Origin of the sequence: Rhizobium sp. BIGb0125, assembly GCF_024810055.1 — a bacterium.
Classification (GTDB): domain Bacteria; phylum Pseudomonadota; class Alphaproteobacteria; order Rhizobiales; family Rhizobiaceae; genus Agrobacterium.
The window spans coordinates 823378-848345 of record NZ_JANUDV010000002.1 but is presented as its reverse complement, the minus strand read 5'-3'; the positions used below and the strand labels follow the sequence as shown (position 1 = coordinate 848345).

Annotated in this window: 21 protein-coding genes, 1 tRNA gene, 1 pseudogene and 1 riboswitch; of the genes and pseudogenes, 14 read left to right on the top strand and 9 right to left on the bottom strand. The window is 54.2% G+C overall.

Annotation, left to right across the window (positions count from 1 at the left end):
- Positions 1 to 1006: pseudogene (locus M2418_RS08085) on the bottom strand (PAS domain-containing sensor histidine kinase); the annotation flags it as partial.
- Between the two features lie 311 nt (positions 1007 to 1317).
- Here M2418_RS08085 and M2418_RS08080 point away from each other — a divergent pair.
- Positions 1318 to 1394: transfer RNA gene (locus M2418_RS08080), tRNA-His, on the top strand.
- Positions 1395 to 1849: 455 nt separating this feature from the next.
- Here the strand turns inward: M2418_RS08080 and M2418_RS08075 are convergent.
- Positions 1850 to 2473 (bottom strand): bifunctional 2-polyprenyl-6-hydroxyphenol methylase/3-demethylubiquinol 3-O-methyltransferase UbiG, encoded by a 624-nt coding sequence (locus M2418_RS08075; protein ID WP_192487050.1) that lies wholly within the window; start codon positions 2471 to 2473, stop codon positions 1850 to 1852.
- A 287-nt stretch (positions 2474 to 2760) separates the two neighbouring features.
- Positions 2761 to 2980, top strand: a riboswitch (cobalamin riboswitch).
- Between the two features lie 247 nt (positions 2981 to 3227).
- On the opposite strand from M2418_RS08075, the gene nrdH reads away from it, so the two are divergent.
- The 6 genes from nrdH (at position 3228) to M2418_RS08045 (ending at position 9517) form a co-directional block, all read left to right on the top strand.
- Positions 3228 to 3449 (top strand): glutaredoxin-like protein NrdH, encoded by a 222-nt coding sequence (nrdH, locus tag M2418_RS08070; RefSeq protein WP_192487051.1) that lies wholly within the window; start codon positions 3228 to 3230, stop codon positions 3447 to 3449.
- A 12-nt stretch (positions 3450 to 3461) separates the two neighbouring features.
- The gene (nrdI, locus tag M2418_RS08065) at positions 3462 to 3878 is read left to right on the top strand and encodes a class Ib ribonucleoside-diphosphate reductase assembly flavoprotein NrdI (protein WP_259145878.1); all 417 of its coding nucleotides are present in this window, start codon (positions 3462 to 3464) and stop codon (positions 3876 to 3878) included.
- Positions 3848 to 6001, top strand: a complete 2154-nt coding sequence (nrdE, locus tag M2418_RS08060; protein WP_259145877.1) for a class 1b ribonucleoside-diphosphate reductase subunit alpha — start codon at positions 3848 to 3850, stop codon at positions 5999 to 6001. The genes nrdI and nrdE overlap by 31 nt, the downstream gene beginning before the upstream one ends.
- Before the next feature lie 18 nt (positions 6002 to 6019).
- On the top strand, positions 6020 to 6994 hold the full coding sequence (nrdF, locus tag M2418_RS08055; RefSeq protein WP_259145875.1) for a class 1b ribonucleoside-diphosphate reductase subunit beta: 975 nt from the start codon (positions 6020 to 6022) through the stop codon (positions 6992 to 6994).
- 192 nt (positions 6995 to 7186) lie between these two features.
- Positions 7187 to 8740: a Ppx/GppA family phosphatase gene (locus M2418_RS08050; RefSeq protein ID WP_259145873.1), complete on the top strand. Its 1554-nt coding sequence runs from the start codon at positions 7187 to 7189 to the stop codon at positions 8738 to 8740.
- Between the two features lie 12 nt (positions 8741 to 8752).
- Positions 8753 to 9517, top strand: coding sequence for an RlmE family RNA methyltransferase (locus M2418_RS08045; RefSeq protein ID WP_259145871.1), 765 nt, complete (start codon positions 8753 to 8755; stop codon positions 9515 to 9517).
- Positions 9518 to 9582: 65 nt separating this feature from the next.
- Here the strand turns inward: M2418_RS08045 and M2418_RS08040 are convergent, their stop codons facing one another.
- Positions 9583 to 10971 carry an MDR family MFS transporter gene (locus M2418_RS08040; RefSeq protein ID WP_259145869.1) on the bottom strand — a complete coding sequence of 463 codons (1389 nt, stop codon included), beginning with the start codon at positions 10969 to 10971 and terminating at the stop codon, positions 9583 to 9585.
- A gap of 200 nt (positions 10972 to 11171) precedes the next feature.
- Between M2418_RS08040 and M2418_RS08035 the strand changes: the two genes are divergently transcribed.
- From M2418_RS08035 to adhP, 4 genes are all read left to right on the top strand, one after another.
- Entirely contained in the window at positions 11172 to 12173 is a 1002-nt protein-coding gene (locus tag M2418_RS08035) for an MBL fold metallo-hydrolase (RefSeq protein WP_259145867.1), read from the top strand.
- A gap of 209 nt (positions 12174 to 12382) precedes the next feature.
- Positions 12383 to 13888: an IMP dehydrogenase gene (guaB, locus tag M2418_RS08030; protein ID WP_192487059.1), complete on the top strand. Its 1506-nt coding sequence runs from the start codon at positions 12383 to 12385 to the stop codon at positions 13886 to 13888.
- A 121-nt stretch (positions 13889 to 14009) separates the two neighbouring features.
- Complete coding sequence (locus tag M2418_RS08025; protein ID WP_192487840.1) at positions 14010 to 14411, top strand: MAPEG family protein; 402 nt, start codon at positions 14010 to 14012, stop codon at positions 14409 to 14411.
- A gap of 124 nt (positions 14412 to 14535) precedes the next feature.
- Complete coding sequence (gene adhP / locus M2418_RS08020; RefSeq protein WP_259145865.1) at positions 14536 to 15561, top strand: alcohol dehydrogenase AdhP; 1026 nt, start codon at positions 14536 to 14538, stop codon at positions 15559 to 15561.
- Here the strand turns inward: adhP and M2418_RS08015 are convergent.
- Entirely contained in the window at positions 15558 to 16478 is a 921-nt protein-coding gene (locus tag M2418_RS08015; protein ID WP_259145863.1) for a hydrogen peroxide-inducible genes activator, read from the bottom strand. The genes adhP and M2418_RS08015 overlap by 4 nt on opposite strands.
- Positions 16479 to 16632: 154 nt before the next feature.
- On the opposite strand from M2418_RS08015, the gene katA reads away from it, so the two are divergent.
- Entirely contained in the window at positions 16633 to 18114 is a 1482-nt protein-coding gene (katA, locus tag M2418_RS08010) for a catalase KatA (protein ID WP_259145861.1), read from the top strand.
- A 169-nt stretch (positions 18115 to 18283) separates the two neighbouring features.
- A complete protein-coding gene (locus M2418_RS08005) occupies positions 18284 to 18901 on the top strand; it encodes a TetR/AcrR family transcriptional regulator (RefSeq protein WP_192487063.1) in 618 nt (205 codons plus the stop codon).
- A gap of 18 nt (positions 18902 to 18919) precedes the next feature.
- On the opposite strand, the gene M2418_RS08000 is transcribed toward M2418_RS08005, so the two are convergent.
- Positions 18920 to 19873, bottom strand: a complete 954-nt coding sequence (locus M2418_RS08000; RefSeq protein WP_192487064.1) for a LysR substrate-binding domain-containing protein — start codon at positions 19871 to 19873, stop codon at positions 18920 to 18922.
- A gap of 146 nt (positions 19874 to 20019) precedes the next feature.
- Between M2418_RS08000 and M2418_RS07995 the strand changes: the two genes are divergently transcribed.
- Positions 20020 to 20316, top strand: a complete 297-nt coding sequence (locus M2418_RS07995) for a DUF1127 domain-containing protein (protein ID WP_192487065.1) — start codon at positions 20020 to 20022, stop codon at positions 20314 to 20316.
- 149 nt (positions 20317 to 20465) lie between these two features.
- On the opposite strand, the gene M2418_RS07990 is transcribed toward M2418_RS07995, so the two are convergent.
- The 4 genes from M2418_RS07990 to M2418_RS07975 all read right to left on the bottom strand — a co-directional run bounded on the left by M2418_RS07990 (position 20466) and on the right by M2418_RS07975 (position 24909).
- The gene (locus tag M2418_RS07990; RefSeq protein ID WP_192487066.1) at positions 20466 to 21839 is read right to left on the bottom strand and encodes a glutamate--cysteine ligase; all 1374 of its coding nucleotides are present in this window, start codon (positions 21837 to 21839) and stop codon (positions 20466 to 20468) included.
- 127 nt (positions 21840 to 21966) lie between these two features.
- Complete coding sequence (locus tag M2418_RS07985) at positions 21967 to 22704, bottom strand: 16S rRNA (uracil(1498)-N(3))-methyltransferase (protein ID WP_259145857.1); 738 nt, start codon at positions 22702 to 22704, stop codon at positions 21967 to 21969.
- A gap of 19 nt (positions 22705 to 22723) precedes the next feature.
- Positions 22724 to 24226 carry an inorganic phosphate transporter gene (locus M2418_RS07980; RefSeq protein ID WP_259145855.1) on the bottom strand — a complete coding sequence of 501 codons (1503 nt, stop codon included), beginning with the start codon at positions 24224 to 24226 and terminating at the stop codon, positions 22724 to 22726.
- A 191-nt stretch (positions 24227 to 24417) separates the two neighbouring features.
- On the bottom strand, positions 24418 to 24909 hold the full coding sequence (locus M2418_RS07975) for an NUDIX hydrolase (RefSeq protein WP_259145854.1): 492 nt from the start codon (positions 24907 to 24909) through the stop codon (positions 24418 to 24420).
- Positions 24910 to 24968: the final 59 nt, after the last annotated feature.

Below are 24968 nucleotides of genomic sequence, written 5' to 3'. Positions count from 1 at the left end.
CAGCCTCAGCCTCAGCCTCAGCCTCAGCCTCAGCCTCAGCCTCAGCCTCAGCCTCAGCCTCAGCCTCAGCCTCAGCCTCAGCCTCAGCCTCAGCCTCAGCCCGTTCAGGCGCTTCAACGTCAGAGAAGATCAGCGACGCCTGCGCATCAAGTGCTTCCGACGCATCAAACTCTTCGTCCTGCTGCGGCAGATCTTCAATGGTGGCGATATCGTTGATCAGTGTCTCGAATTTGTTTTCAGCTGATTCAATAACCTGTTCTGTCACCTCTACAGCTGCCACGGGCGCTGCCGGAGCGACATCGTCTTGCTCACTGCCGTCGAAAACCGGGTCGAGTGTCCCGATTGCAGTTTCTACCACAAACAACAGGTTCATGATCGGTGTCTGGCTAAGCTGGCCGGTCGCAGCTGGCAAATAACCCTTGCCGGTTGGAATAGGGCGCTTAACCAGATGCCCGGCTTGATGCTGGGTCATTGTTGTCAGCGTTTTTACGGTATTAGGCGTGATGCCGAGATTGCGAAAATTATCCGACGCAGCAAGGATCAGCCCACTCTCATCCAGCACCGCCAAATGAATGTCGGGATCGCTGAAACCTTCGATCATGCGATTTGCACAGTCCTGCGCCGACGGTTGTTGCACATCAACGGGCGATGCAAAAAGAATGGCCTGGGTATTGTTATCGACCTCGATGAGTTCGACGATTGCCTTCACCGGAAAGGTTCTGAAACCCGCGGCAATACGCGCGGTAAAAAACTGGGAATCGCCAACGGCGGATAGCTTGCTCGCCGCCATCGAAATCTGTCGGAAGGTGATATCCTGCGGCTTCGGGCCATGATCCACAAAATCATAGATTGAAGGCGTGCCGAACAGCGAGGCGCCGCGACCGTTTGCCCACAGGACATGTTCGAGATCGACAGAAAACAACACGAGGGCTTCGCCCCGGCCAAAACGGTCACGCACACGCTCATGAACAGCTATATCTATGAAAGGATATTGAACGGCGGGCATCTCGAAACCTATTCTGGTACTGCTGACCCCAGCATGTTTCTGTCGCTTTTCCTCATGAAAAGCCAAGCATTAATGCGTACAGGGCATGTTAACAGAATATTAAATAACTTCCCAGCGCGCGGCGGTCCATAATCACCAGCAGGGAATTGGCAAACAGAGTTAATTGCCAGAAGTTTGGTTGTTGGTGGGCCTGCGGTCAATGATCGGCATTTGCTATTCCACGTCTTTTTTTGTAAAAAGTTCAAAGGGTCTTGCAAAAACGGAAAACACCCCGTATGTGACCCCCATAGCGGCCTTGCGGCCGGTCGTGTGCGGTTGTAGCTCAGTTGGTTAGAGCGCAGGTTTGTGGCACCTGAGGTCGGTGGTTCAACTCCACTCAACCGTACCATTTTTCCACATAAATTCAGACAGTTGTAAGACGCTAGGGATGTAAAAAGCCCCGGTTGCCCTGTCTGCTATGGTTTCTCACCATGTGACCGCTTTCTGGAGTTTTCGCAAATTTGCGTCCGGTGCGCCCGGTTTGTGTGTTCAGATCGAAATCACCGGCTTTGAAACGCGACTTGTGGCGCACTACGCCTAAAGCAGCACATTGATTCGCTTAAACGCGATTTTATCTCAACATTCTAACTGCATCTGCTTGTCGTTCAGGCAATCACTTTGGCGCGACTGAAAATGCGACAGATGAGGTCAAGCCGAAGCTTAATGTCGCAAAAAAGAACGTTCTGCACCCTACCGGTCGCGACGCTTCTGATTACGTCCAAATGAGAAGCCTCCCGCATTCTGACGTACGGGAGGCTTTTTATGTTTGAGATGAGGCGGCGATTTCGAGCAGCGCTGTCACGCTTATTTCTTCCAGAACAACATCAGATTGTTGGTCGTCTTGCCGCCGTAGCCGTCCATCACCTTGATATCGCTGACGAGCCGCAAACCCTCGCTGATGAAGGTGTTTTGGTAAAGATGCAGGTCTCTGTACTTGGCCACGTAACCGGACTGGTCTTCGAGAGACAGAGTATTGTGGTGAGACAGTGAGTCACCCATGATGATGAATGCGTTGTTGGACGCCAGATGGACCATTTTCTTGACGAGAGCATTAAATTTCTCATCGTCAATGATGCAGCTCGTTACGCCCATGCACAGGATGGTGTTGAACTTTTCCTGGTCTGGAGAAATTTCGTCCACCGTTGCACAGTGAAAGGTCATTTTGGGTTCGTGCGCGAAATTTTGTCTGGCAACATCCAGCAGGCCGGGCGAGATATCGTAGCCGACGATCTTCTCAGATTTCGGCAAAAACATTGCGGTATATTCGCCGTTGCCGCATCCGATATCCAAAGTCGAATGTGCGGCTGGAATATGTGAAATAATAACCTCGAGAATCTTTTTCTTTTTCTCGTAATATTCCGGTGCAGCCAGATGTGAATTGCTGGTGTTTTTCCAATAAATCTCGGATTTTTCCTGATGGGAAACCATGACGTCCACCTTTTAAATTATGCGAAATTTCAATTTCGAATCACGTGCTTAGCACTGTTGGCAGGCAGCATCCCAATATTGCGGTGATTTTCAAGTGAAGTTACCTTGTCGCACGCTTTTTACAGGATATCTCGGTCGTGAGGCTGGGTCGGTGCAGCATGGGGGAAAGGCACGCAATGCAGGCCGACAAACGTTCCGTCACACGCTCTCCATCAAACGAATGCATTCTGTTGTGAGGAAAGCAGTTTTCGGGCTTGTGGTTGATTGACGAATCGCGCGCAATAACTACTATATGTAGCGTTCTAGGTTCTTCCGGTCGCAAGACATAGGAAGCTAAGATGGGAATATGGTGAGCCAGCGTAGTAAGGCGATGCCATAGCTGCCCCCGCAACTGTAAGCGGATAGCGTCTACTTAATTCCGTCACTGAAGCATGTGTGCTTTGGGAAGACTAGGTATGATGCCGTGACCCGCGAGCCAGGAGACCTGCCTCGAACAAGACAATCCACGGGCGGGGTGTCCGAAGGGTGCGTGTTATCCCAGGCATAGCTTGGCATGCGCACATTTGACCCCTGCCAAAGCTTCGGGGTGAAAGCATGCTGTATGAAATATGTGTTCCGTTCGTCATGATGCGCGCGCGGTATTTAATCTGATGTGATTTCAGACCCCCGAGAATTTTAAGAACCAACGGTTTTGTCCCCAAGACGTAACCGAATGCATCCGCTTGCCCAATTTTATCGACCAACGAGGAACGTCATGAATATCACCGTCTACAGCAAACCTGCATGCGTACAGTGCACGGCCACGACACGCGCTCTCGAGCGACAGGGTATTGCGTACAATGTCATCGATGTTTCCGTTGATGATCAGGCGCTGATGCATGTGCAGAATCTCGGTTACCGTCAGGTGCCGGTTGTTGTGGCGGGTGACACCCATTGGGCCGGTTTCAGGCCGGATATGATCAGCACGCTGTCGTGACGGACGATCGGCATGGGGCTGATCGTTTATTATTCATCGACATCGGAAAACACCCGTCGCTTCGTTGAAAAGCTGGGGTTTCGGGCGCTGCGCCTACCAGTTGCGGCAGATCAGGTCCCGCCGCTGGTGACAGAGCCTTATGTGCTTGTCGTGCCGACCTATGGTGGCGGCGGCGCAAAAGGTGCGGTGCCGAAACCGGTTATCCAGTTTTTGAACTCTACGGAAAATCGAAGCTTCATTCGCGGTGTTATCGCCGCTGGAAACACCAATTTCGGCGAGGCCTACTGCCTTGCCGGTGACATCATATCCCGCAAATGCGAAGTGCCCTTTCTCTACAAATTCGAGCTCTTGGGTACCGGGGAAGATGTTGCGAAAGCCAAATATGGATTGGAACGATTTTGGACGTCACAACACTCGAACGCCCACTAAAGGCGGGTGAAACGGCGCTGGATTATCACGCGCTGAACGCGATGCTGAACCTCTATGATGAGGATGGAAAAATCCAGCTCGACAAGGACAAGCTGGCGGCACGGCAGTATTTTCTGCAGCACGTCAACCAGAACACGGTCTTTTTCCATAACTTGCGGGAAAAGCTCGATTATCTGGTCCTGGAAGGCTATTACGAACAGGAGGTTCTGGACCAGTATTCCTTCAATTTCGTGCGTGATCTTTTCGACGAAGCCTATGCGCGTAAATTCCGCTTCCCGACCTTCCTAGGCGCGTTCAAATATTACACCAGCTACACGCTGAAAACCTTTGACGGCAAGCGTTATCTCGAGCGCTACGAAGACCGTATATGCATGGTTGCTCTGACGCTTGCGCGCGGTGATGAAGTGTTGGCCCGCAATCTGATGGATGAGGTCATTTCCGGTCGTTTCCAGCCAGCGACGCCCACATTTCTCAATGCCGGCAAAAAACAGCGCGGCGAACTGGTCTCGTGCTTCCTGCTGCGCATTGAAGACAACATGGAAAGCATTGGCCGTTCCATCAATTCTGCCCTGCAGCTTTCAAAGCGCGGTGGTGGTGTGGCGCTCTCGCTGACCAATGTCCGCGAAATGGGCGCGCCGATCAAAAATATAGAAAACCAGTCATCCGGCGTCATTCCGGTGATGAAGTTGCTGGAAGATGCATTTTCCTATGCCAACCAGCTCGGCGCACGCCAAGGGGCAGGGGCCGTATATCTGCATGCGCACCACCCTGACATCATGCGGTTCCTGGACACCAAGCGCGAAAATGCCGATGAAAAAATCCGCATCAAAACCCTGTCGCTCGGCGTAGTCGTTCCCGACATCACCTTTGAACTGGCGAAGAACAACGAGGATATGTACCTGTTCTCGCCTTATGATGTGGAGCGGGTTTACGGCGTGCCGTTTACCGAGATTTCGGTCACCGAAAAATACCGGGAAATGGTTGCCGACAGCCGCATTCGTAAAAAGAAGATCAAGGCCCGCGAGTTCTTCCAGATCATTGCGGAAATCCAGTTCGAGAGCGGTTATCCTTACATCATGTTTGAGGATACGGTGAACCGGGAAAACCCTATTGCCGGTCGTATCACCATGAGCAATCTGTGCTCCGAAATTCTGCAGGTCAGTGACGCTAGCATCTTTAATGATGACCTTTCCTACAGCCATATGGGGAAGGATATCTCCTGCAATCTCGGTTCGCTGAATATCGCAGCGGCGATGGATTCGGCGGATTTCGGCACGACGATCGAAACTGCAATCCGGGCTTTGACTGCCGTCTCGCAGATGAGCCACATCTCATCCGTGCCATCGGTCGCCAAAGGCAACGATGAAAGCCATGCGATTGGCCTCGGCCAGATGAACCTTCACGGCTATCTGGCCCGCGAGCGCATTTATTATGGTTCGCCGGAAGGAATCGATTTCACCAACATCTATTTCTACACCGTGGCCTACCATGCGGTCCGCGCATCGAACCGATTGGCTGTGGAACTGGGTGAAAGCTTCAAGGGCTTTGAAAATTCCAAATATGCGTCTGGTGACTATTTCGATAAATATACCCAGCGCGAATGGATGCCTGCCACGGAAAGGGTTCAGGAGCTGTTTGAAAAGGCCGACATTCACATTCCGACCCAGGACGACTGGCAGGAATTGAAGGAAGCGGTCATGACCTCAGGTCTCTATAATCAGAACCTGCAGGCGGTGCCGCCAACCGGTTCGATTTCCTACATCAACCACTCGACCTCTTCGATCCATCCGATTGTCTCGAAAATCGAAATCCGCAAGGAGGGCAAGATTGGCCGTGTATATTATCCCGCAGCCTATCTGACCAATGATAATCTTGAATATTATCAGGATGCCTATGAGATCGGTCCTGAAAAGATCATCGATACCTACGCTGCGGCAACCCAACATGTCGATCAGGGACTGTCGCTGACACTGTTCTTCCGCGACACCGCCACTACCCGCGATATCAACCGCGCCCAGATCTATGCGTGGAAGCAGGGTATCAAGACCATTTATTACATCCGGTTGCGCCAAATGGCGCTGGAAGGCACGCAGGTTCAGGGCTGCGTTTCCTGCACGCTGTAAATTTGAGGGACAAGCAACATGAATATGCAAATCAAGGCGGCCAGCCGTCTGCGTGCAATCAACTGGAACCGCCTCGGGGATGACAAGGATCTGGAAGTCTGGAACCGTTTGACCGGCAATTTCTGGCTGCCGGAAAAGGTGCCGCTCTCCAATGATATCCCGTCCTGGGCAACATTGACCCCGCAGGAACAGCAGCTGACCATCCGTGTGTTCACCGGACTGACACTTTTGGACACAATCCAAAATGGTGTTGGCGCCGTGAAACTGATGGCTGATGCCATCACGCCGCATGAGGAAGCCGTTCTTTCTAATGTTTCCTTTATGGAAGCTGTGCATGCGCGGTCCTATTCTTCCATATTTTCAACGCTATGCCTGACGCCGGATGTTGACGATGCCTATCGCTGGTCAGAAGAAAACGAGTTCCTGCAGCGCAAGTCGGCGTTGATCATGGAGCAATACGCCTCTGACGATCCGCTCAAAAAGAAGGTCGCCAGCGTTTTCCTCGAAAGCTTCCTGTTCTATTCCGGCTTTTACTTGCCCATGTACTGGTCAAGCCGCGCCAAGCTGACCAATACCGCCGATTTGATCCGTCTGATCATTCGCGACGAAGCCGTTCACGGCTATTACATCGGTTACAAGTTCCAGCGGGCGCTTGTCCGTCTCAGTGACGCCAAGAAGCAGGAGATCAAGGACTTCGCCTTTGATTTGCTGCTTGAGCTTTACGACAACGAGGCAAAATACACTGAAGAACTCTATGATGATGTTGGCCTCAGCGAAGACGTCAAGAAATTCCTGCATTACAACGGCAACAAGGCCCTGATGAATTTGGGATATGAAGCCCTGTTCCCGCCGGAAGCCTGCAAGGTTAATCCCGCAATTCTTTCAGCACTTTCCCCGAACGCAGACGAAAATCACGACTTCTTTTCGGGCTCTGGTTCGTCCTATGTCATCGGTAAAGCTGTTGCGACCGAGGATGACGACTGGGATTTCTAAACCGCGACCTGTCTGTTCTGTTTGCGCGCAAAATCGGGTGTGCTGATTTTTTGTGATTGCGGTGGCGACGTCATGCCGCTGCCGCCATCAGGCAAAACAAAAAACGGTTGGCTAAAATGCCGGGTGCTGGTATGTTCAGCCCAACGAAACCTTTAAACGCCTGCGGCATTGCTTCTCGCTTTGCGCGGCGAAATGGACAAGACAGTGACTGACCCCGGCAGCGGCGAAAAGCCGTCAGAATCAGGGGCGTCGACGGTAAACAAGAGCAGAGCGAAACGCTCTCGACGTGGTAAAGGCAAGCGCAACGGTACTAACCGTGGCGCCCAAGTTGCTACGCCGGTTGTTGTCGTCGGTCCCCATGCTGATTCTCAGCATGAAACCTCACCCGGCCCAGATGCCGGTGAGCGCAAGCGCAAAAGGCGCAGGCGTTCGCGCGGCAGCGGACAAAATTCCAATCCTGAAACAAGATCAGACAGTAACGCTGCGCAAGCCAATGGCCAATCGGTCAAGGCGGCAGGACCAAATGTAGGGTCGCCCGAGGGACGTAAATCCCGTGATCGTCGCCGTGGGCACCGGGGGCCACAAGGTCGCCCGTTGGTTCCGACGCATGTGGCCAAGAATGGCAAGCCGCAAGGCCAATCGTCTGGACAGGATGGAGCGGGATCGGCATCGCGTGGTGATGGTCATCGGCATGGCCAACGCCAGCACAGCCATGACCGTGATGCGGATCAGGCTGCCGATATGTATGCGGCGCTCGATCTTGGCACCAACAATTGCCGCCTGCTGATTGCCCAGCCAACCCGCCCCGGCCAATTCCGCGTCGTGGATGCTTTTTCGCGTATCGTTCGGTTGGGCGAGGGGCTTATTTCAACGGGTCGTTTGTCCAATGAGGCGATGGATCGCGCCGTGGAAGCCTTGCGCGTGTGTGCTGCAAAACTTTCAGGACGTCCCATCCGGCGCATGCGCCTGATTGCGACCGAAGCCTGCCGCGCAGCCGAAAACGGCGAGGAGTTTCTCTCCCGCGTCACACGCGAAACTGGCTTGGACCTCGAAATCATCAGCCGTGAAACCGAAGCGCGTCTCGCCGTTTCTGGTTGCTCGTCGCTAATCGGGCGTGATGCTCGCTCGGTTGTGCTGTTTGATATCGGTGGCGGTTCATCGGAAATTGCCGTCATCCGCGTTGGTGAAAATCGCTCCAACCGTCTTGCCAACCACATCACCCACTGGACATCGCTGCCGGTTGGCGTGGTCACCCTGTCGGAACGTCACGGTGGTCGCGATGTTACACCGCAGGTGTTTTCTGCGATGGTGACCGAAGTCGAAGGCCTTCTCGATTCGTTCGTGTGCCCGCCATTTGCGGCAAGCGACGTACTGGAAGATTTCCACCTGATCGGCACCTCAGGCACGGTCACCACACTGGCAGGTGTCCATCTGGATTTGCCACGGTATGATCGCCGCAAGGTGGATGGCTTGTGGTTGTCGGACCGCGAAGTGACAGCCATGCAGAACAAACTGCTGGATTGGGATTTTGCCGGCCGTGCCGCCAATGCCTGCATCGGGCCGGATCGTGCCGATCTGGTGCTGGCGGGTTGCGCTATTCTGGAGGCCATCCGTCGCCGCTGGCCAGCCCGGCGCATGCGGGTCGCGGACCGCGGGCTGCGTGAAGGCCTGTTGACCGATATGATGGCGGATGATGGCGCGTGGCGACGCAATCGTCTGCGCCGCCAGCAAAACGGTGCGAGATAAGGAAAAAAGTTTATGAGTAAGCCTCCAGTTGGAAGCAATCGCACCGGCCGTAAAATTGGCCAGAAGGTGAAAAAAACCAAGCTCAAGGCGTCATCGCGCCGTTGGCTTGAGCGCCATATCAATGACCCCTATGTGCAGCGCGCCAAGCTGGAAGGCTACCGCGCCCGCGCGGCCTACAAGCTTCTCGAGATCAACGACAAGCACGAGATTTTGAAGGGTGCGACCCGTATTATCGACCTAGGCGCCGCTCCGGGTAGCTGGTCACAGATTGCCGCCAAAGTCACGGATTCGACCGAAGACGATATCCGCGTTGCCGCGATCGACTTCCTTGAGGTCGATCCTATTCCAGGTGTGCGTTTGTTGCAGCTCGACTTCCTTGACCCGACAGCGCCGGAAAAGCTGATGGAAGCGATTGGTGGCACGCCGGATCTCGTTTTGTCGGACATGGCAGCACCCACCACCGGACACCAGAAAACCGACCATATTCGCACGATGCATCTGTGCGAAGTGGCAGCGGATTTTGCCATTCAGGTGTTGGCAGAAGGCGGACACTTTCTTGCCAAGACCTTCCAGGGCGGTACGGAAAAGTCACTGCTTGATCTGTTGAAGCGTAACTTCAAACAGGTCCTGCACATCAAGCCTGCATCGTCTCGTTCCGAGTCTGTGGAAATGTTCCTGTTGGCCAAGGGCTTCAAGGGTCGCAGAGAGACGGTTGTTGTCGGCCACCATGTCGACGAGCGCGATACTTTCGAGCAGGACGCCGACGAAGACGTCTAACAACAGCGTTTCTATCTTTGATGGCTGCACAGCCCCGACATGAGGCGCTGTGCAGTTATGCTCAGTTACTGCCGGATGGTCGGGCGATGCCCGGATATCGCTTCGCCAGCATTTTTATCCAGACGGAACAGCGGTATCAGGGCGAGAAGCGAAAATGCCGCCACAATCACAAATGCAAGATGGAAGTCTGCGAGTTGCAGGTGCGAACCGGTCAATGCGGCACTTACTTCCAGAATGGTCGCAGCAAACGCTACACCCAATGCAAGGCTGATCTGCTGCAGAACCGACGACATGGACGTTGCCTGACTTGCCTGGCTGTTGTCGATCTCCGAGTAGCTCAGAGCATTTGAACCGGTAAAGAAAAACGATCGCGCAAAACCGGATACGACAAGAACACTGATGATGATCGCGTGCGGTGTTTCCGGCACAAACAGCGCATTGGCCGCTGTTGTAAACGCGCCAACTACCGAGGCGACAATCAATGTGGTCTTGAAGCCCGTCGCGGCAAACATCCGCTTTGCTATGAACTTGGTGGTGATGGCGCCGATCGCGCCCGCAAAGGTCACCATGCCAGACTGAAATGCATTCAATCCGAACCCGATCTGCAACATCAGCGGCATCAGGAAGGGAATGGCGCCGGTCGAGATACGGAAGATCGTGCCGCTGACCGAGGTTATCCTGAATGTCGTATTCTGGAAAATCTTGAAGTCGAGGATCGGAGCCGGGTGCCTGCGGGCATGGATCACGTAAAGCACGCCAGCGACGATACCGGTGAGAATTGAAGCGATGCCAATGGTCGGCGGCAGAGCGGGAAGGCTGATAACCGAAACACCGAAAACCACGCCCGATGCGGCGACGGATGACAGAATAAAACCTCTCACATCCATGGCCGGCGGATTGGTGGTTTCGATCACCGGCAAGTAGATGCTGGACAGCACGATACCGGCGACACCGATCGGAATGTTGATCAGGAAAATCCAATGCCAGGAAAAATAGGTCGTGATGAAGCCGCCAACCGGTGGCCCCGTCAGTGGACCCAGCAGCGCCGGAATGGTCAGCAAGGCCATGGCCGATACAAGTTCCTTGCGGTCTGTTGTGCGCAACAGGACGAGACGACCAACCGGCGTCATCATCGCGCCGCCCATGCCCTGCAAGAAGCGCGAAAGCACGAATTCTGCCAGTGAACCGGATACCGCACAGAACAGCGAACCCACCATAAAGACGCCGATGGCCAGCCGGAAGATGGTCTTGGCGCCAAATTTGTCAGCCATCCATCCGCTGATCGGAATGAAGATTGCCAATGCCACCATGTAGGAGGTCAGGGCCAGCTTGAGAGTAATCGGCCCGACATTGAGGTCCTGGGCAATAGTCGGCAAGGCTGTTGCAATAACGGTGGAATCCATCTGCTCCATGAACAATGCCACGGCAAGAATAAGCGGTATGATGCGGTTCATGGGAAATGCCTGCGCTGCGCTTGTGATCAGGTTCACACGGTGTGTGTTTAGTTTCTATGCGGGCAAATGCCAATTGCTTTGTCATTGATTTGACATCCATCACGTGTGTGTGATGTTTCATCTAAGTGGTATCAACGTCTTAGTCTTGTCTGCATACTCCTGTCCAAATGAAAGCGGACATTTTTTGAGGAGACAGGACAATGGCTGAGATTTCAAAAATCGGCAGACGCGTACTTCTGGGATCTGCCGGAACAGGTGTACTGGCTGCTCCGTTTATCATGGCGCGTGCGTCGATGGCGCAAACCGCGCAACCACAAACATCCATGGAGATAAACCACGCTATGGGGCCGGAAACAAATCGCTTCAAGCTTGGCAATTTCGAGGTTCTGGTCATCAAGGACGGTGCAGCCGTATCGGGACCGCCAAACGAAACCTTCGGCACCAACCAGTCTGCGGAAACCGTCGGCGAGCTTCTCGAAGAGAACTTTCTTCCCAAGGACAAGTTCGTCAACAGCTTTGCACCCGTCATGATCAATACCGGATCGGAGCGTGTGCTGTTTGATACCGGCTTTGGTGAGGCTGGCCGCGCCAACGGCAATGGACGCCTGCAGGAAGGCCTGGCTGCTGCCGGTTACAAGCCCGAGGATATCTCGATCGTTGTCCTGACCCACATGCATGGCGACCATATTGGCGGCCTGATGGAGAAAGACGCACCGGCATTTCCCAACGCCCGTTATGTGGCAGGCAAGGTTGAATATGATTTCTGGACAAGCGAAGCCCGCGTTGGAACCCCTGCCGAAAACGGCCACAAGAGTGTGCTCGGCAAGGTGAAGCCACTGGCAGACAGGATGACCTTTATCGGTGAAGGTGCTGAAGTTGTCTCTGGCATTACCGGTATCGAGGCTTTCGGCCACTCTCCCGGCCATATGATTTTCCGGGTGGAGTCTGAGGGTCGCCAACTTGTTCTAACCGCTGATACAGCCAACCATTATGTGCTGTCGTTGCAGCGTCCGGAATGGGAAGTGCGTTTCGACATGGACAAGGCTGCCGCTGCGGCAACCCGCAAAAAAGTCTTCGATATGATTGCGACCGACAAGCTGGCATTCCTCGGCTACCACATGCCATTCCCGTCCGTCGGTTATGTCGAAAAGCAGGACCAGGGCTACAGGTTCGTGCCGAAGTCCTACCAATTTGACCTATAATAGCCTCCCGTTGTGGTTGAAACACAACGAGCTATGCATAATAGTGTGAGCTGATCAGCAGGCCCGGATTCATGAATCCGGGTTTTTGCTATTTCCTTCCTGTCATAGACGTGTTACCAGCCCTCGCCAACTTCCAAGAACTCCTTGTGAAACCACCGGTGGATGATTCCTCCCGGCGGATACCCTATTCTTTAATGAAGGAAATTGGCATGGCACGCATTATTCAAACGCCCACAGGTTTGGACGCCCTCACTTTCGACGATGTGCTCTTGCAGCCGGGACACTCCGAAGTGATGCCGGGCCAGACGAATATTTCGACGCGTATCGCACGTGATATCGACCTGAACCTGCCTATTCTTTCCTCCGCAATGGACACCGTCACGGAAAGCCGCCTGGCGATTGCCATGGCACAAGCCGGTGGTATCGGTGTTATCCACCGCAACCTTACCCCTGCTGAACAGGCTGAAGAAGTTCGTCAGGTGAAGAAATTCGAAAGCGGCATGGTTGTAAACCCGGTCACCATCGGTCCGGATGCCAGCCTTGCTGAAGCCCAGAGCCTGATGAAGGCACACGGCATTTCCGGTATTCCGGTTGTCGAAAATGGCGGCCAGGGCGGCCACAAGACAGGCCGTCTGGTTGGTATTCTGACCAACCGTGATGTTCGTTTTGCTTCCGATCCAGCTCAGAAAATCTACGAACTGATGACCCGCGAAAACCTCGTGACGGTCAAGGAAAGCAGTGTTGACCAGCAGGAAGCGCGTCGCCTTCTGCACAAGCACCGCATTGAAAAGCTGCTGGTGGTAGACGCCCAGGGCAACTGCGTTGGCCTCATCACTGTCAAGGACATCGAAAAGTCGCAGCTCAACCCGAATGCGACAAAGGATGCGCAGGGCCGCTTGCGTGCCGCAGCCGCCATCAGCGTTGGCGATGATGCCCGTGACCGTGCAGAACGCCTGATCGATGCCGGCGTGGACATCCTCGTTGTCGACACCGCCCATGGCCATTCGCAGCGTGTTCTCGACGCTGTTGCACAGGTCAAGAAGATGTCGAACGCTGTTCGCATCATCGCCGGTAACGTCGCGACCGCTGACGGCACCAAAGCGCTGATCGATGCAGGCGCTGACGCCGTCAAGGTTGGTATCGGCCCAGGTTCGATCTGCACCACACGTATTGTCGCAGGTGTTGGCGTTCCGCAGCTTGCAGCCATCATGTCGGCCGTTGATGCAGCACAGTCCCTGGACATTCCTGTGATCGCCGATGGTGGTATCAAGTTCTCCGGCGACCTCGCCAAGGCTATCGCTGCCGGTGCATCCGCAGTGATGATCGGTTCGCTGCTGGCCGGTACGGATGAAAGCCCAGGCGAAGTGTTCCTCTATCAGGGCCGCTCCTTCAAGGCTTACCGTGGCATGGGCTCCGTTGGCGCCATGGCACGCGGTTCCGCAGACCGTTATTTCCAGGCCGAAGTTCGCGACACTCTGAAGCTGGTTCCTGAGGGCATTGAAGGTCAGGTTCCGTACAAGGGCCCGGTTTCCGGCGTTCTGCACCAGCTGGCAGGCGGCCTGAAGGCTGCTATGGGCTATGTCGGTGGCGCAACCATTCCTGAATTCCAGGACCGCGCGACATTTGTTCGTATTTCCGGTGCCGGTCTGCGCGAAAGCCACGCCCATGACGTGACGATTACCCGCGAGAGCCCGAATTATCCCGGTAGCGTTTGATCCTTACGCAGGCTAGGTTGACGGCCAATTGAATTTTTGTGCGCTCCCTGATCCAGATCGGGTCAGGGAGCGTAACTATGAATACCGATTAAGGAGAACCCGCATGTCACCCACAACCGCAATGTTCTGGCCGATGATTGCGCATGCTTTCCTTGTTTTCGGTCTTTATTGCTTGCTGTTCATTCGACGGAAAAAATACACCTTCCTCAACGCGGAAGCGGCGCGCCGTTTCAGGGATGCCGGTGAGGAGGCGCGCGAGAGCCAGTTGGTCAACAAGAATATTGCCAACCAGTTCGAACTTCCCGTGCTGTTCCACGCGGCATGCTTGTTGCTCTACATCACTGATGCGGACAATATCGTCACTATCGTGCTGGGATGGATTTTTGTGCTTTCGCGTTACGCCCATTCTTACTTTCATGTCACCAGCAATCGCCTGCGTTATCGTGCACCGGCATTTGCCATCGGCTTTGCCGCGTTGGTCTGCATGTGGGGCTGGATGGTAATTTGGCTGGCATTTGAATAGTGGCGACTGCCGCAAAACTGCGACACTGTGAGAAACGAAACCGTTTTCTCTTGCGATAGATCAACTCTACTGAATGTTGTTGTTCTATCCTTTGACCGTTCTATGGTTGAAGGAGGCAAGACAAATGGCAGCAATGATGAAGGCCGCAGTCGTCAGGGAATTTGGCAAACCGCTTTCTATTGAAGAGGTGCCAATTCCCGATCCGGGCCCCGGCGAAATCCTCATGAAATATGAGGCGACCGGCGTTTGCCACACGGATTTGCACGCAGCAAACGGTGACTGGCCGGTTAAGCCCAATCCACCCTTTATTCCCGGCCATGAAGGCGTTGGTTATGTCGCCAAGATTGGCGCTGGCGTAACCGGCATCAAGGAAGGTGACCGTGCTGGTACGCCTTGGCTCTACAGTGCCTGCGGTTGCTGCGTTCCATGCCGCACCGGCTGGGAGACATTGTGCGCCGAACAGAAAAACTCCGGTTATTCTGTGAATGGCAGCTTTGCGCAATATGGCCTTGCCGATCCGAAATATGTTGGCCGTCTGCCTGACAATCTCGATTTCGGCCCTGCGGCTCCCGTGCTGTGCGCCGGTGTGACCGTCTACAAGGGCCTGAAGGAAACCGAGGTGAAACCCGGTGAATGGGTGGTCATTTCCGGTATCGGCGGTCTTGGCCACATGGCGGTGCAATATGCAAAGGCTATGGGCATGCATGTGGTTGCAGCTGATATTTTTGACGACAAGCTGGAACTGGCGAAAAAGCTTGGTGCCGATATCGTCGTTAACGGCAAGGCGCCGGATGCGATTGAGCAAGTGCAGAAAGCAACCAAGGGTGTTCACGGTGCATTGGTAACAGCCGTATCGCCGAAGGCTATGGAGCAGGCCTTTGGTTTCCTGCGTTCCAAGGGCACGATGGCGCTGGTCGGTCTGCCACCGGGTTACATTTCCCTGCCGGTGTTCGATACGGTGTTGAAGCGCATTACAGTGCGCGGCTCGATTGTCGGTACGCGACAGGATCTTGAGGAATCCCTGGCCTTTGCAGGTGAGGGCAAGGTGGCCGCCCACTTCTCATGGGACAAGCTGGAAAACATCAATGATATTTTCCACCGCATGGAGGAAGGCAAGATCGACGGCCGTATCGTTGTCGATCTGAACTAGTCTTGCACATGTCCGACAGCCTGTGTTTCTTTCGAAGCACAGGCTGTTATCATGTGTGCCAGTGCCGACATGTCGTCCGCGCGGGCGCTGGAGCGTCGCCAGGCAAGGCCAATCTGCCGGGATGGCTGCGGCTCGGCAAAGGCAACGATCCTCAGATTGTTGCGTTTGGTTTCCAAGGGTACCGCGATCTCGGGAATAAGCGTCATGCCCATATCGTGGGACACCATCTGCAGCAGCGTGGTCATCGACGTTGCGCCAAAATTCACCAGACTGCGTTTGCCAGCTGTGCCACACACCGCCAGCGCCTGGTCTCGCAGGCAATGGCCTTCTTCCAACAGCAGCAACCGGTTCATATCGACTTGCGCTTCGGTCATCGGGGAGGAGAGCACGCTGTCCTCATTGCGGGCAACGGCCATGTAAAAGCGGTCCGTAAACAACATCTGGCTGGCAAGTGACTCGTCATCCAGCGGCAGGGCAGCAATCACCGCGTCCAACTTGCCTTCAAGCAGGTCACTGCGCAGCCGGTCTGTGACGGCTTCCTTCAATTCGATTTCAATGCGTGGATAGGTTTGGCGCAGTCGCGGTATCAGTTGTGGCACAAGATAAGGTGCAATGGTTGGAATGATGCCGATACGAACCGGACCCTCCAGCACACCCGACCCCTTGCGGGCCGTTGCCTCAAGCTGATCGACCTCAGCAAGAATTGCCCGGGCATGCTGTAATATTTCCATGCCTTTTTGGGTTATAATGACCCCGCTGCGGCTCCGCTCTACCAGCTTTACGCCGAGATGGTTCTCCATCTCCATAATCTGGGCCGATAGCGCTGGCTGACTGATGTTGGCTGCACGGGCCGCTCTTCCAAAGTGAAGTGTGTTGGACAGAGTGTCAAAATACCGCATTTGCCGAAGTGTAATCATGATAGGAAAATCCTATCGGAAATGAACGTAAATACAATTGGAAATTATGGAAAGGGGATGCGAAAAAACCAGTGTTAGAAGTATTCTAGACAAGCGTCCGGCCCGATTGCCGGTGACTTGCTGCCATCGAGAGTGAACCCAAAAGGAGGAAATCTTGGCTGATCGCCCGACAATGACAACCAGCGCAGGATCACCAATTCCTGATAACCAGAATTCCCTGAGTGCAGGCGAGCGTGGCCCGCTTCTGCTGCAGGACTACCAGTTGATTGAAAAACTGGCACATCAGAACCGTGAACGTATTCCTGAGCGTGCCGTTCACGCCAAGGGTTGGGGTGCCTATGGCACGCTAAAAATCACTGGCGATATCTCCCGTTACACAAAGGCCAAGGCCTTGCAGCCGGGCGCTGAAACGCCGTTGATCCTGCGCTTCTCCACCGTGGCCGGTGAGCAAGGTGCTGCCGACGCCGAACGTGACGTGCGCGGTTTTGCCATCAAGTTCTACACCGAAGAAGGCAACTGGGATCTTGTTGGCAACAATACGCCGGTGTTCTTTGTGCGCGATCCAGTCAAGTTCCCTGATTTCATCCACACGCAGAAACGTCATCCGCGCACAAATATGCGTTCGGCAACTGCCATGTGGGATTTCTGGTCGCTGTCGCCTGAAAGCCTGCACCAGGTGACGATCCTGATGTCCGACCGTGGTCTGCCAACCGACGTTCGTCACATCAATGGTTATGGTTCACACACCTATTCCTTCTGGAATGATGCCGGTGAACGTTATTGGGTAAAGTTCCACTTCAAGACCCAGCAGGGCCACAAGCACTGGACCAATGAAGAGGCCGAAACCGTTATCGGTAAAACCCGCGAGTCGACGCAGGAAGACCTGTTCAACGCACTGGAAGCTGGTGAATATCCGCGTTGGACTGTACAGGTTCAGATCATGCCGGAACTGGATGCCGAAAAGACATCCTATAACCCGTTCGATCTGACCAAGGTCTGGCCACATGCCGAGTACCCACCGATCGATATCGGCGTGATGGAGCTGAACCGTAACCCGGACAACTACTTCACCGAAATCGAAAACGCTGCTTTCTCGCCGTCCAACATCGTGCCAGGCATCGGTTATTCGCCAGACAAGATGCTGCAGGCGCGCGTGTTCTCTTATGCGGACGCCCACCGTCACCGCCTCGGTACCCACTACGAGAACATTCCGGTCAACGCTCCGAAGTGTCCCGTGCATCACTACCATCGCGATGGTCAGATGAATACTTACGGTGGTATCAAGACCGGTAACCCGGATGCCTATTACGAGCCAAACTCGTTTAATGGCCCGGTAGAACAGCCGGCTGCAAAAGAGCCGCCACTGCGTATCTCCGGTGATGCCGCTCGTTACAACCACCGTATCGGCAACGACGATTACAGCCAGCCGCGCGCGCTCTTCAACCTGTTCGATGCAGGCCAGAAGCAGCGCCTTTTTTCGAACATAGCTGCAGCCATGGGTGGTGTGCCGGGCTTTATCGTTGAGCGCCAGCTTGCGCATTTCCGCCAGGTTCATCCGGACTATGAAGCCGGTGTAAGAGCTGCCCTCAAGGCCGCTCACGGTTATCAGGCCGATACGATCAGCGCGGCCGATTGAGACTAAACTGCCAGTTGAAAACGGAAAGCCGGGCTTTTGCCCGGCTTTTTGCTGTTTTCATTAAAAAGCCCGCAACGCAGTTCAACTTTCGTCAAAAAAGCTCATGCCATATCGCAACCATTGTGGTGGCAAGGGCGCTACCCGCATGTGTTTCAGGACGGGAAACAATATGCCAAGACGTGGTACGCCAGAACGCATTGAACCAAGAAAAACGCCACAACAGGATCGCAGCATCCAGCGCGTCAATGCCATTCTTGAATCGGCAACCAGACTGATTACCAAAAGCGGTGTCAGTTCCCTGACCATGACCGCTCTCGCCAAAGAGGCCGGTATTCCAATTGGGTCGATCTACCAATATTTTCCTGAAAAAGCCGCCATCCTGCGTGCGCTGTTCGACATGATCTCGAACCGTGTCGAAGATCATGTCATTCGGTCGCTGGACGAGGCGACGTCACTGGATGAACTGAAACAGCACGTTTTCGTTTTAATTGATTGGTATTATCAGGAGTGCCGCGAAAACCCCATCTATCTCAGCATCTGGCTGAGCATGGAGATGGACAAGGCGCTGGCCAGGTTGAACATCGACCAAAGCTATCGGTTGGCCGAGATTTTCATCCGTTACACCTCATCATTGCGCAGTCCACGTCCGGGCGAAGATTATGAAGCCCGCTGTAAACTACTCAGCTATTTTCTCGGCTCCTGCATGCGCTTGTCTCTGCTGAGTGATCAGGATGAGGCACAACGTCTGTTGGCGGAGTGCAAGGTGCTGATCGGTGAAAGCATCTAACACCGTTCAGACCGTCGCTCACCAACCCGGCAGCATATGTCCGGCCCGCAGCCTCGGCATCTTCGGATAACTTTTGACGTCACTATCCAGATCATCGGTTGCCACAGCCGTCAGTGAAATATTGTCGAGGCAGGCCGAGATATGGTCGGTAATGGCGTTGGCAAGTGACGGCGAAATGCCCGGACGTTTCATCAGGCCGATTTGAACGGGCGGAAGTGGCGGGAAGCCATCACTGGCGGTCAGTACCTTCATGCCGGTCCTTAAAGCCGATTCCGGCAGGACCGAAACCGCCATGCCTGCGAGAACCGCTGAAGCGATAACCGTAGACGACCAACTGGTAAACAGAACCTGATAATCGCGACCATCGGCATCCAGCGCTGAACAGGCAAGCTGGCGCCAGTGACAGTCACGACGGCCCACGGCAAGCGGCACCGGTGCATTGTCACGCAACGGGTGATTGGCGGAGGCCACCCAGCAAAGCGGTTCGGTGCGCACCACGTCAGAAATACGGGCGCGGGGATTATGCGTCACCAGTGCTATATCAAGTTCGCCACGGGCCATTTTTTCCGCCAGGCTGACGGATGGTTCGCAGACGATGTAAAGTTCGACATTGGGGTGTGTCTTGGCAAAACGGCCGATAATTTCTGGCATGTACCGGTCGGCGTAGTCGTCAGGTGTGCCGATGCGCAATGTGCCTTCCAGACGATTATCATCGAAAGCTGCGATTGCCTCATCATTCAGACGAATGATGCGCCGCGCATAATTCATCAGCTTCTCACCTTCGTTGGTCAGGCGGTTGCCGCGCCCGTCCTTGGTGAACAGCTGTTTGCCGATCCGCTCCTCAAGACGGCGCATCTGCATGGACACCGCAGATTGCGTTTTGAAAATACGATCCGCAGCCTTGGTGAAGCTGCCTGTATCCACGATGGCGATAAATGTGTGTAGCTGATCGATATCAAGCGGGGCGGACATGGTGCATCCCATAAGAACCATTGATGACTAACATTAAAAACATTCGTTGGACTGATCAATGGGGCTGCGTCATTAAAGGTGCAACTAAATGACGATCAGGACAGTAAGCCTGATGGTCGAAATCGTGCCAAGGAAAGGATCTTATCATGAGCACGGCAGACCAGATTATTGCAAGCGGTATTTGCCAGCCGGAAAAGCGTGTCGAACTACGCAATGTTTCCCGCTTCGGCATGCGCGTGAATATGGTTTGGCGCAACCTCGTGACCCGTTTCCAGGTCAACCGCCTGACCGATCTCGATGATCGAATGTTGGCAGATATCGGTATTGTTCGTCAGGACGTACTAAAAGCCCTGAATGTGGGCTTGCTAGATGACCCCGCTCAGCAGTTAATAAAGGCAGCGGAAGTGCACGCGACCCAACGGTTCGCTCGCAAGACGCTCTGATTTTTTGAGTTTTCCCCGCAGGGTGATTGCCAATAGCCCTGCTTTTGCCCGGTGCCAGGCTATGCCGCACCGGGCTTTTTTTGTGCCCGGTGTAGCAAATTGTCTTGCCGGTTCAATGGGTTCAATGAGCCAACACTGCTGACGCAAATTCAGTACTGGTATTCTTCGTAAGCCGGATCAACCGACTGGTTCCAGCGGCCGTTATAGGCAGACAGCATGTCTTCTGCGAGTGTGGTCTTCTTGGCGATAACTTCATCAAGAGTGGACAGGAAAACTGTTTCGTCCTGACCTTCCGCGTTCAGTCTGTTGCGGTTTTTCAGGCCAAGGTGAGAAATTTTCAGAACTTCACGACCAATATCCAGCAGGCTATGGCCGGTAATTTCTGCCTTCAGTGCCTTGGTCGGCACATCGTCACGCAACTGATTGACCTGCTCGAACGACCAGTCCTTGGTCAGTTCATCGGCAGCCGACAGGGCCTCGTCGTCATAAAGTAGACCCACCCAGAAAGCCGGCAACGCACAGATTCTGCGCCATGGGCCACCGTCTGCACCACGCATTTCAAGAAAACGCTTGAGGCGAACGTCCGGAAACAGCGTCGAGAGATGGTTTGTCCAGTCACCGAGTGTTGGCTGCCAGTCGGCAATTTCACCCTTCAATGCGCCATTCATGAACTGGCGGAAGGTGATGTGTGTGCAGTTGTGATATTTTCCGTCACGCACGACGAAATACATCGGCACATCCAGCGCCCATTCGACATAGTGGTGGAAGCCGAAATCTTCTTTCAGGCTAAAGGGTAGGATGCCGGAGCGGTTGTTGTCCGTATCGCGCCAGATATCGCCACGCCATGAGAGCTGACCATTCGGCTTGCCCTCGGTAAATGGCGAGGAGGCGAACAGGGCAGTTGCAAGGGACTGCAACTTCATGCTGACGCGCATCTTGCGACGCATATCCGCTTCCGACGAGAAGTCGAGGTTCACCTGAATGGTGCAGGTCCGGTACATCATGTCCAGACCCTTGCTGCCGACCTTCGGCATGTAGTCGGTCATGATGGCATAACGGGACTTAGGCATGCGCGGTGTGTCGGCAAAGCTCCAGGATGGCGTACCGCCCATACCCAGAAAACGAATGCCCAGCGGCTCTGCAATGTCACGTAGCACGGCAAGATGCTGGTTGGATTCCTTGCAGGTCTCGTGAATATTTTCCAGCGGTGCACCGGAAAGTTCAAACTGGCCACCTGGTTCGATGGAAATGGCGCCCATGCCGGTGGGTTCGGCAAGGCCGATGATGTTTTCGCCGTCCATGATTGGTTCCCAGCCTAGCCGGGATTCCATGCCCTTCAGCAGGGCGGAAATGCTCGCGTCGCCAAAATAGGGCACAGGCTTATGTGTGTCGCGGAAAAACACGAACTTCTCGTGTTCAGTCCCGATGCGGAATTTCTCAACCGGCTTGTTGCCGCCTGCCAGATAGTCTGTCAGTTCCTGTTTTGAGGAGATCGGGGTCTGATCGGTAGTATCGCGAGCCATTGATGTAACCTTACTGCGCAACGTCTGTCTGTCATTCAAAAAGCCAGATAGGGCGGGACGATAGCCTCTGCAAATGAATTTCTTTCAATCATGGTTTAATGCCGATAATCGCCATCACCAGGATTGATTATTGCCAGTCTCCGATGGCCGCCTGAATAACCGCAAGTGCGGCAACAGCAGCCGTATCCGCCCGCAAAATCCGTGGGCCGAGTGGTATCGGCGTCACGCTTTGGTGGTTGCGAAGCAGCTGTCGTTCTTCTTCGGAAAAGCCGCCTTCCGGGCCAATCAACAGCGCAAGTTGGCGCTCCTTGATACGTGACAGAACGGGCAGGGGGTTCTGGCCCTCGTCGCCTTCATCGCAATAAATGATGCGGCGTGACGATGGCCAGTTCTCCAGAAGCTCACGCAGCTTCACTGGCTGCTGCACCTGCGGAATGGCCAAGATGCCGCACTGTTCGGAGGCTTCGATTGCGTTGGCCTGCAAACGTTCCAGATTGGTGATCTTGCCCTGTACATGCTGCGTCATCACCGGTTGCAGAATGCCCGCACCCATTTCGACAGCCTTCTGGATCAGGTAATCGATACGGCCAACTTTCAACGGGGCGAAAAGATAATGCAGATCGCAGGGCGCTGGCTGCGGCCGGGTCTGTTCTTGCGGCACCAGCACGATTTTCTTTTTTGACGGGAAGGCCAGACGCGCTTTCCACTCGCCATCACGGCCGTTAAAAATCAGCACCTCTGCGCCGTCCGTCATGCGCAGCACATTGGCCAGATAGTTGAACTGTTCACTGCTGGCGGCAATGCCGGTGCCGAGGATAATGGCATCCTCGACATAAAGACGTTGCATGCGAAAATTGGCGCGCATTTTCTGCTCTTACATTCCGTTATATGAAGAGCCGGAACATAACCCAATAAAGCCAGGCTGCAAGAGTGGCGCTTGCAGGAACCGTTATCATCCAGGCCGCAATGATGGTCATGAAATGCGAACGGCGCACCAGATAACGTCTGCGCATTTCCACGGTGTCCGTTTCAAACACATTGTCGGTTACGCGGATCGGCTGTGCACGCACCGTAAGTTTACGGCGCTTTGAATTGCGGGTGTACCACTCACGGAAAAAGCCGACCCCAAACACCGCTCCGACGGCGGTATGTGTCGTACTGACCGGCATGCCGAGCCAGGATGCCAAGAGAACGGTCAGCGCTGTTGCGAGGGAAACGCAGAAAGCGCGCATCGGGTTAAGCTTGGTAATCTGTTCACCAACCAACCGGATCAGGCGCGGCCCGAACAGCAGAATACCGCAGGACAGCCCAAATGCGCCGATCAGCATGACCCACAACGGCACGTCAACGTCATTGCTCATCGAGTTGTTCTGCACGGCCTGTACGATTGCAGCCAAGGGGCCGACCGCATTGGATACGTCGTTTGCACCATGAGAGAAAGACAGCAACGCAGCAGAAAAAATCAGCGGTATCTGAAACAACTGGCGCAGGGACTGATTGCGGTTTTCAAGCCCTATCGACTGCTTTTTGACAAATGGCGCGCTGGCAAGCCAGGTAAGACCCGCACATAGCAATCCGATTAACAGAGAGTTGCCAACAGAAATCTGCACGATTTGCTGTACGCCGATCAGGGCCAGATAGCTCGCAAATACACCGGCCAGAATTGCCGACAGGATAGGCACCCAGAAACGTGCCGCTGCAACCTTGTCGGTACGGTAGATGATGAATTCCTTGATGAAGGCCAGGAATGCGATGGCAACCAGTCCGCCCAACAACGGAGAGACCATCCATCCTGCGGCAATGCGCGCCATGGCAATCCAGTCAACGGCGTCAAGGCCGGACGCTGCAATGCCTGCACCGGCAACACCGCCAACAATCGCGTGCGTGGTAGAAATTGGTGCTTTCAGCCAAGTCGCGAGATTGACCCACAAGGCCGCCGCCAGCAGGGCTGCCATCATGATCCAGACGAGGACGTCGGCATTGGCGACGTCGGACGTGTCGATAATTCCGCTCGAAATCGTGTGCACAACTCCGCCGCCTGCTAAAAGCGCGCCGGCAATTTCAAAAACGGCCGCAAGCACAAGTGCTGCGCCCATGCTGATGGCTTTTGCGCCTACCGCCGGTCCAACATTGTTGGTCACGTCGTTGGCGCCGATATTGACGGCCATGTAGGCTCCGACAGCACCAGCCGCGATAATGATCCAGACCCCCGGGCTATTGCTGACCGAAGCACCCGCAAAGAAACCTGCAACGATCAGAAACAGCGTTGCAGTGGCATAATTCGCAAATTGCCTGGCAAGGTAATGCGTCGCCGCCTCGACATTGGTCAGCTTGTCTAGGTCTTTGTCCAGTGTACGTTTTGTCAAGTCTGGCAATTCCATAGCCATCGTCACCTCTATGCCGGGTATCCTTTCATCCGTGGTTCAGGCGGCTTAAGGGAGGGTAGGAAAACTCATGATAACACGAGGCCTGCGAACGGAGCGCCTGGATAAAGCATTCGTTATCATGATGGGGAATATCGGTTAGTTTATGGAGCCCGCAAAATCAATATGGACGGCCCCCAAAGTCGGTATTCTTATCAGATTTTGGCTGGAATGACTGTAGAAATACGCTTTCCGAAAGAACGAATGAGAGTTTTCAACTCCGGTTCATTGACGCGGCTTGCAGCTTCTTCGACGGAAACCCATTCAAGTTTACGGCTGTTCTTTTCAGGGAAGTTCTTGATCAACTCTTCAACTTCCAGTGCATGGACTTGTACCCTGCAAAGAACATTCATGCCGTTGGATAGTTTTTTCTGGTATTCGTAGAAGCCGAGAATTTCCTTTTCGACTTTACCTTTTACGCCAGCTTCCTCGTAGGCTTCCTGCGCGGCAACCGTGTGAGCCTGCTTGCCGTCCATCGGCCAGCCCTTCGGAATAACCCAACGTCCGGTATCGCGGCTCGTCAGGACCAGGATCTCAACGTCGCCCTGCTTTTTCTTGATCCGATAGCACAAAGCCGCATATTGCTGACGCGGTGGACGGCGCAGCATGAGATAAACGTCATTGGTCAATCGGTTGAGCAGGTTCAATAACGGAGTTTCCTTCCATTTGGGCATGCTTAAATATAAGCGATGTCGAATATTATGTG

Bases quoted from the DNA above. Each gene is read 5' to 3' on its own strand.
- M2418_RS08040 (WP_259145869.1), bottom strand. From the start codon at position 10,971: ATGAACCGCATCATACCGCTTATTCTTGCCGTGGCATTGTTCATGGAG.
- M2418_RS08000 (WP_192487064.1), bottom strand. From the start codon at position 19,873: ATGTCCGCCCCGCTTGATATCGATCAGCTACACACATTTATCGCCATC.
- M2418_RS07995 (WP_192487065.1), top strand. From the start codon at position 20,020: ATGAGCACGGCAGACCAGATTATTGCAAGCGGTATTTGCCAGCCGGAA.
- M2418_RS08035 (WP_259145867.1), top strand. From the start codon at position 11,172: ATGGCTGAGATTTCAAAAATCGGCAGACGCGTACTTCTGGGATCTGCC.
- adhP (WP_259145865.1), top strand. From the start codon at position 14,536: ATGGCAGCAATGATGAAGGCCGCAGTCGTCAGGGAATTTGGCAAACCG.
- M2418_RS08050 (WP_259145873.1), top strand. From the start codon at position 7,187: ATGGACAAGACAGTGACTGACCCCGGCAGCGGCGAAAAGCCGTCAGAA.
- M2418_RS08045 (WP_259145871.1), top strand. From the start codon at position 8,753: ATGAGTAAGCCTCCAGTTGGAAGCAATCGCACCGGCCGTAAAATTGGC.
- nrdH (WP_192487051.1), top strand. From the start codon at position 3,228: ATGAATATCACCGTCTACAGCAAACCTGCATGCGTACAGTGCACGGCC.
- M2418_RS07985 (WP_259145857.1), bottom strand. From the start codon at position 22,704: ATGCGCGCCAATTTTCGCATGCAACGTCTTTATGTCGAGGATGCCATT.
- nrdF (WP_259145875.1), top strand. From the start codon at position 6,020: ATGAATATGCAAATCAAGGCGGCCAGCCGTCTGCGTGCAATCAACTGG.
- M2418_RS07990 (WP_192487066.1), bottom strand. From the start codon at position 21,839: ATGGCTCGCGATACTACCGATCAGACCCCGATCTCCTCAAAACAGGAA.
- M2418_RS07980 (WP_259145855.1), bottom strand. From the start codon at position 24,226: ATGGCTATGGAATTGCCAGACTTGACAAAACGTACACTGGACAAAGAC.
- nrdI (WP_259145878.1), top strand. From the start codon at position 3,462: ATGGGGCTGATCGTTTATTATTCATCGACATCGGAAAACACCCGTCGC.
- M2418_RS08075 (WP_192487050.1), bottom strand. From the start codon at position 2,473: ATGGTTTCCCATCAGGAAAAATCCGAGATTTATTGGAAAAACACCAGC.
- guaB (WP_192487059.1), top strand. From the start codon at position 12,383: ATGGCACGCATTATTCAAACGCCCACAGGTTTGGACGCCCTCACTTTC.
- M2418_RS08015 (WP_259145863.1), bottom strand. From the start codon at position 16,478: ATGATTACACTTCGGCAAATGCGGTATTTTGACACTCTGTCCAACACA.
- M2418_RS08025 (WP_192487840.1), top strand. From the start codon at position 14,010: ATGTTCTGGCCGATGATTGCGCATGCTTTCCTTGTTTTCGGTCTTTAT.
- M2418_RS08005 (WP_192487063.1), top strand. From the start codon at position 18,284: ATGCCAAGACGTGGTACGCCAGAACGCATTGAACCAAGAAAAACGCCA.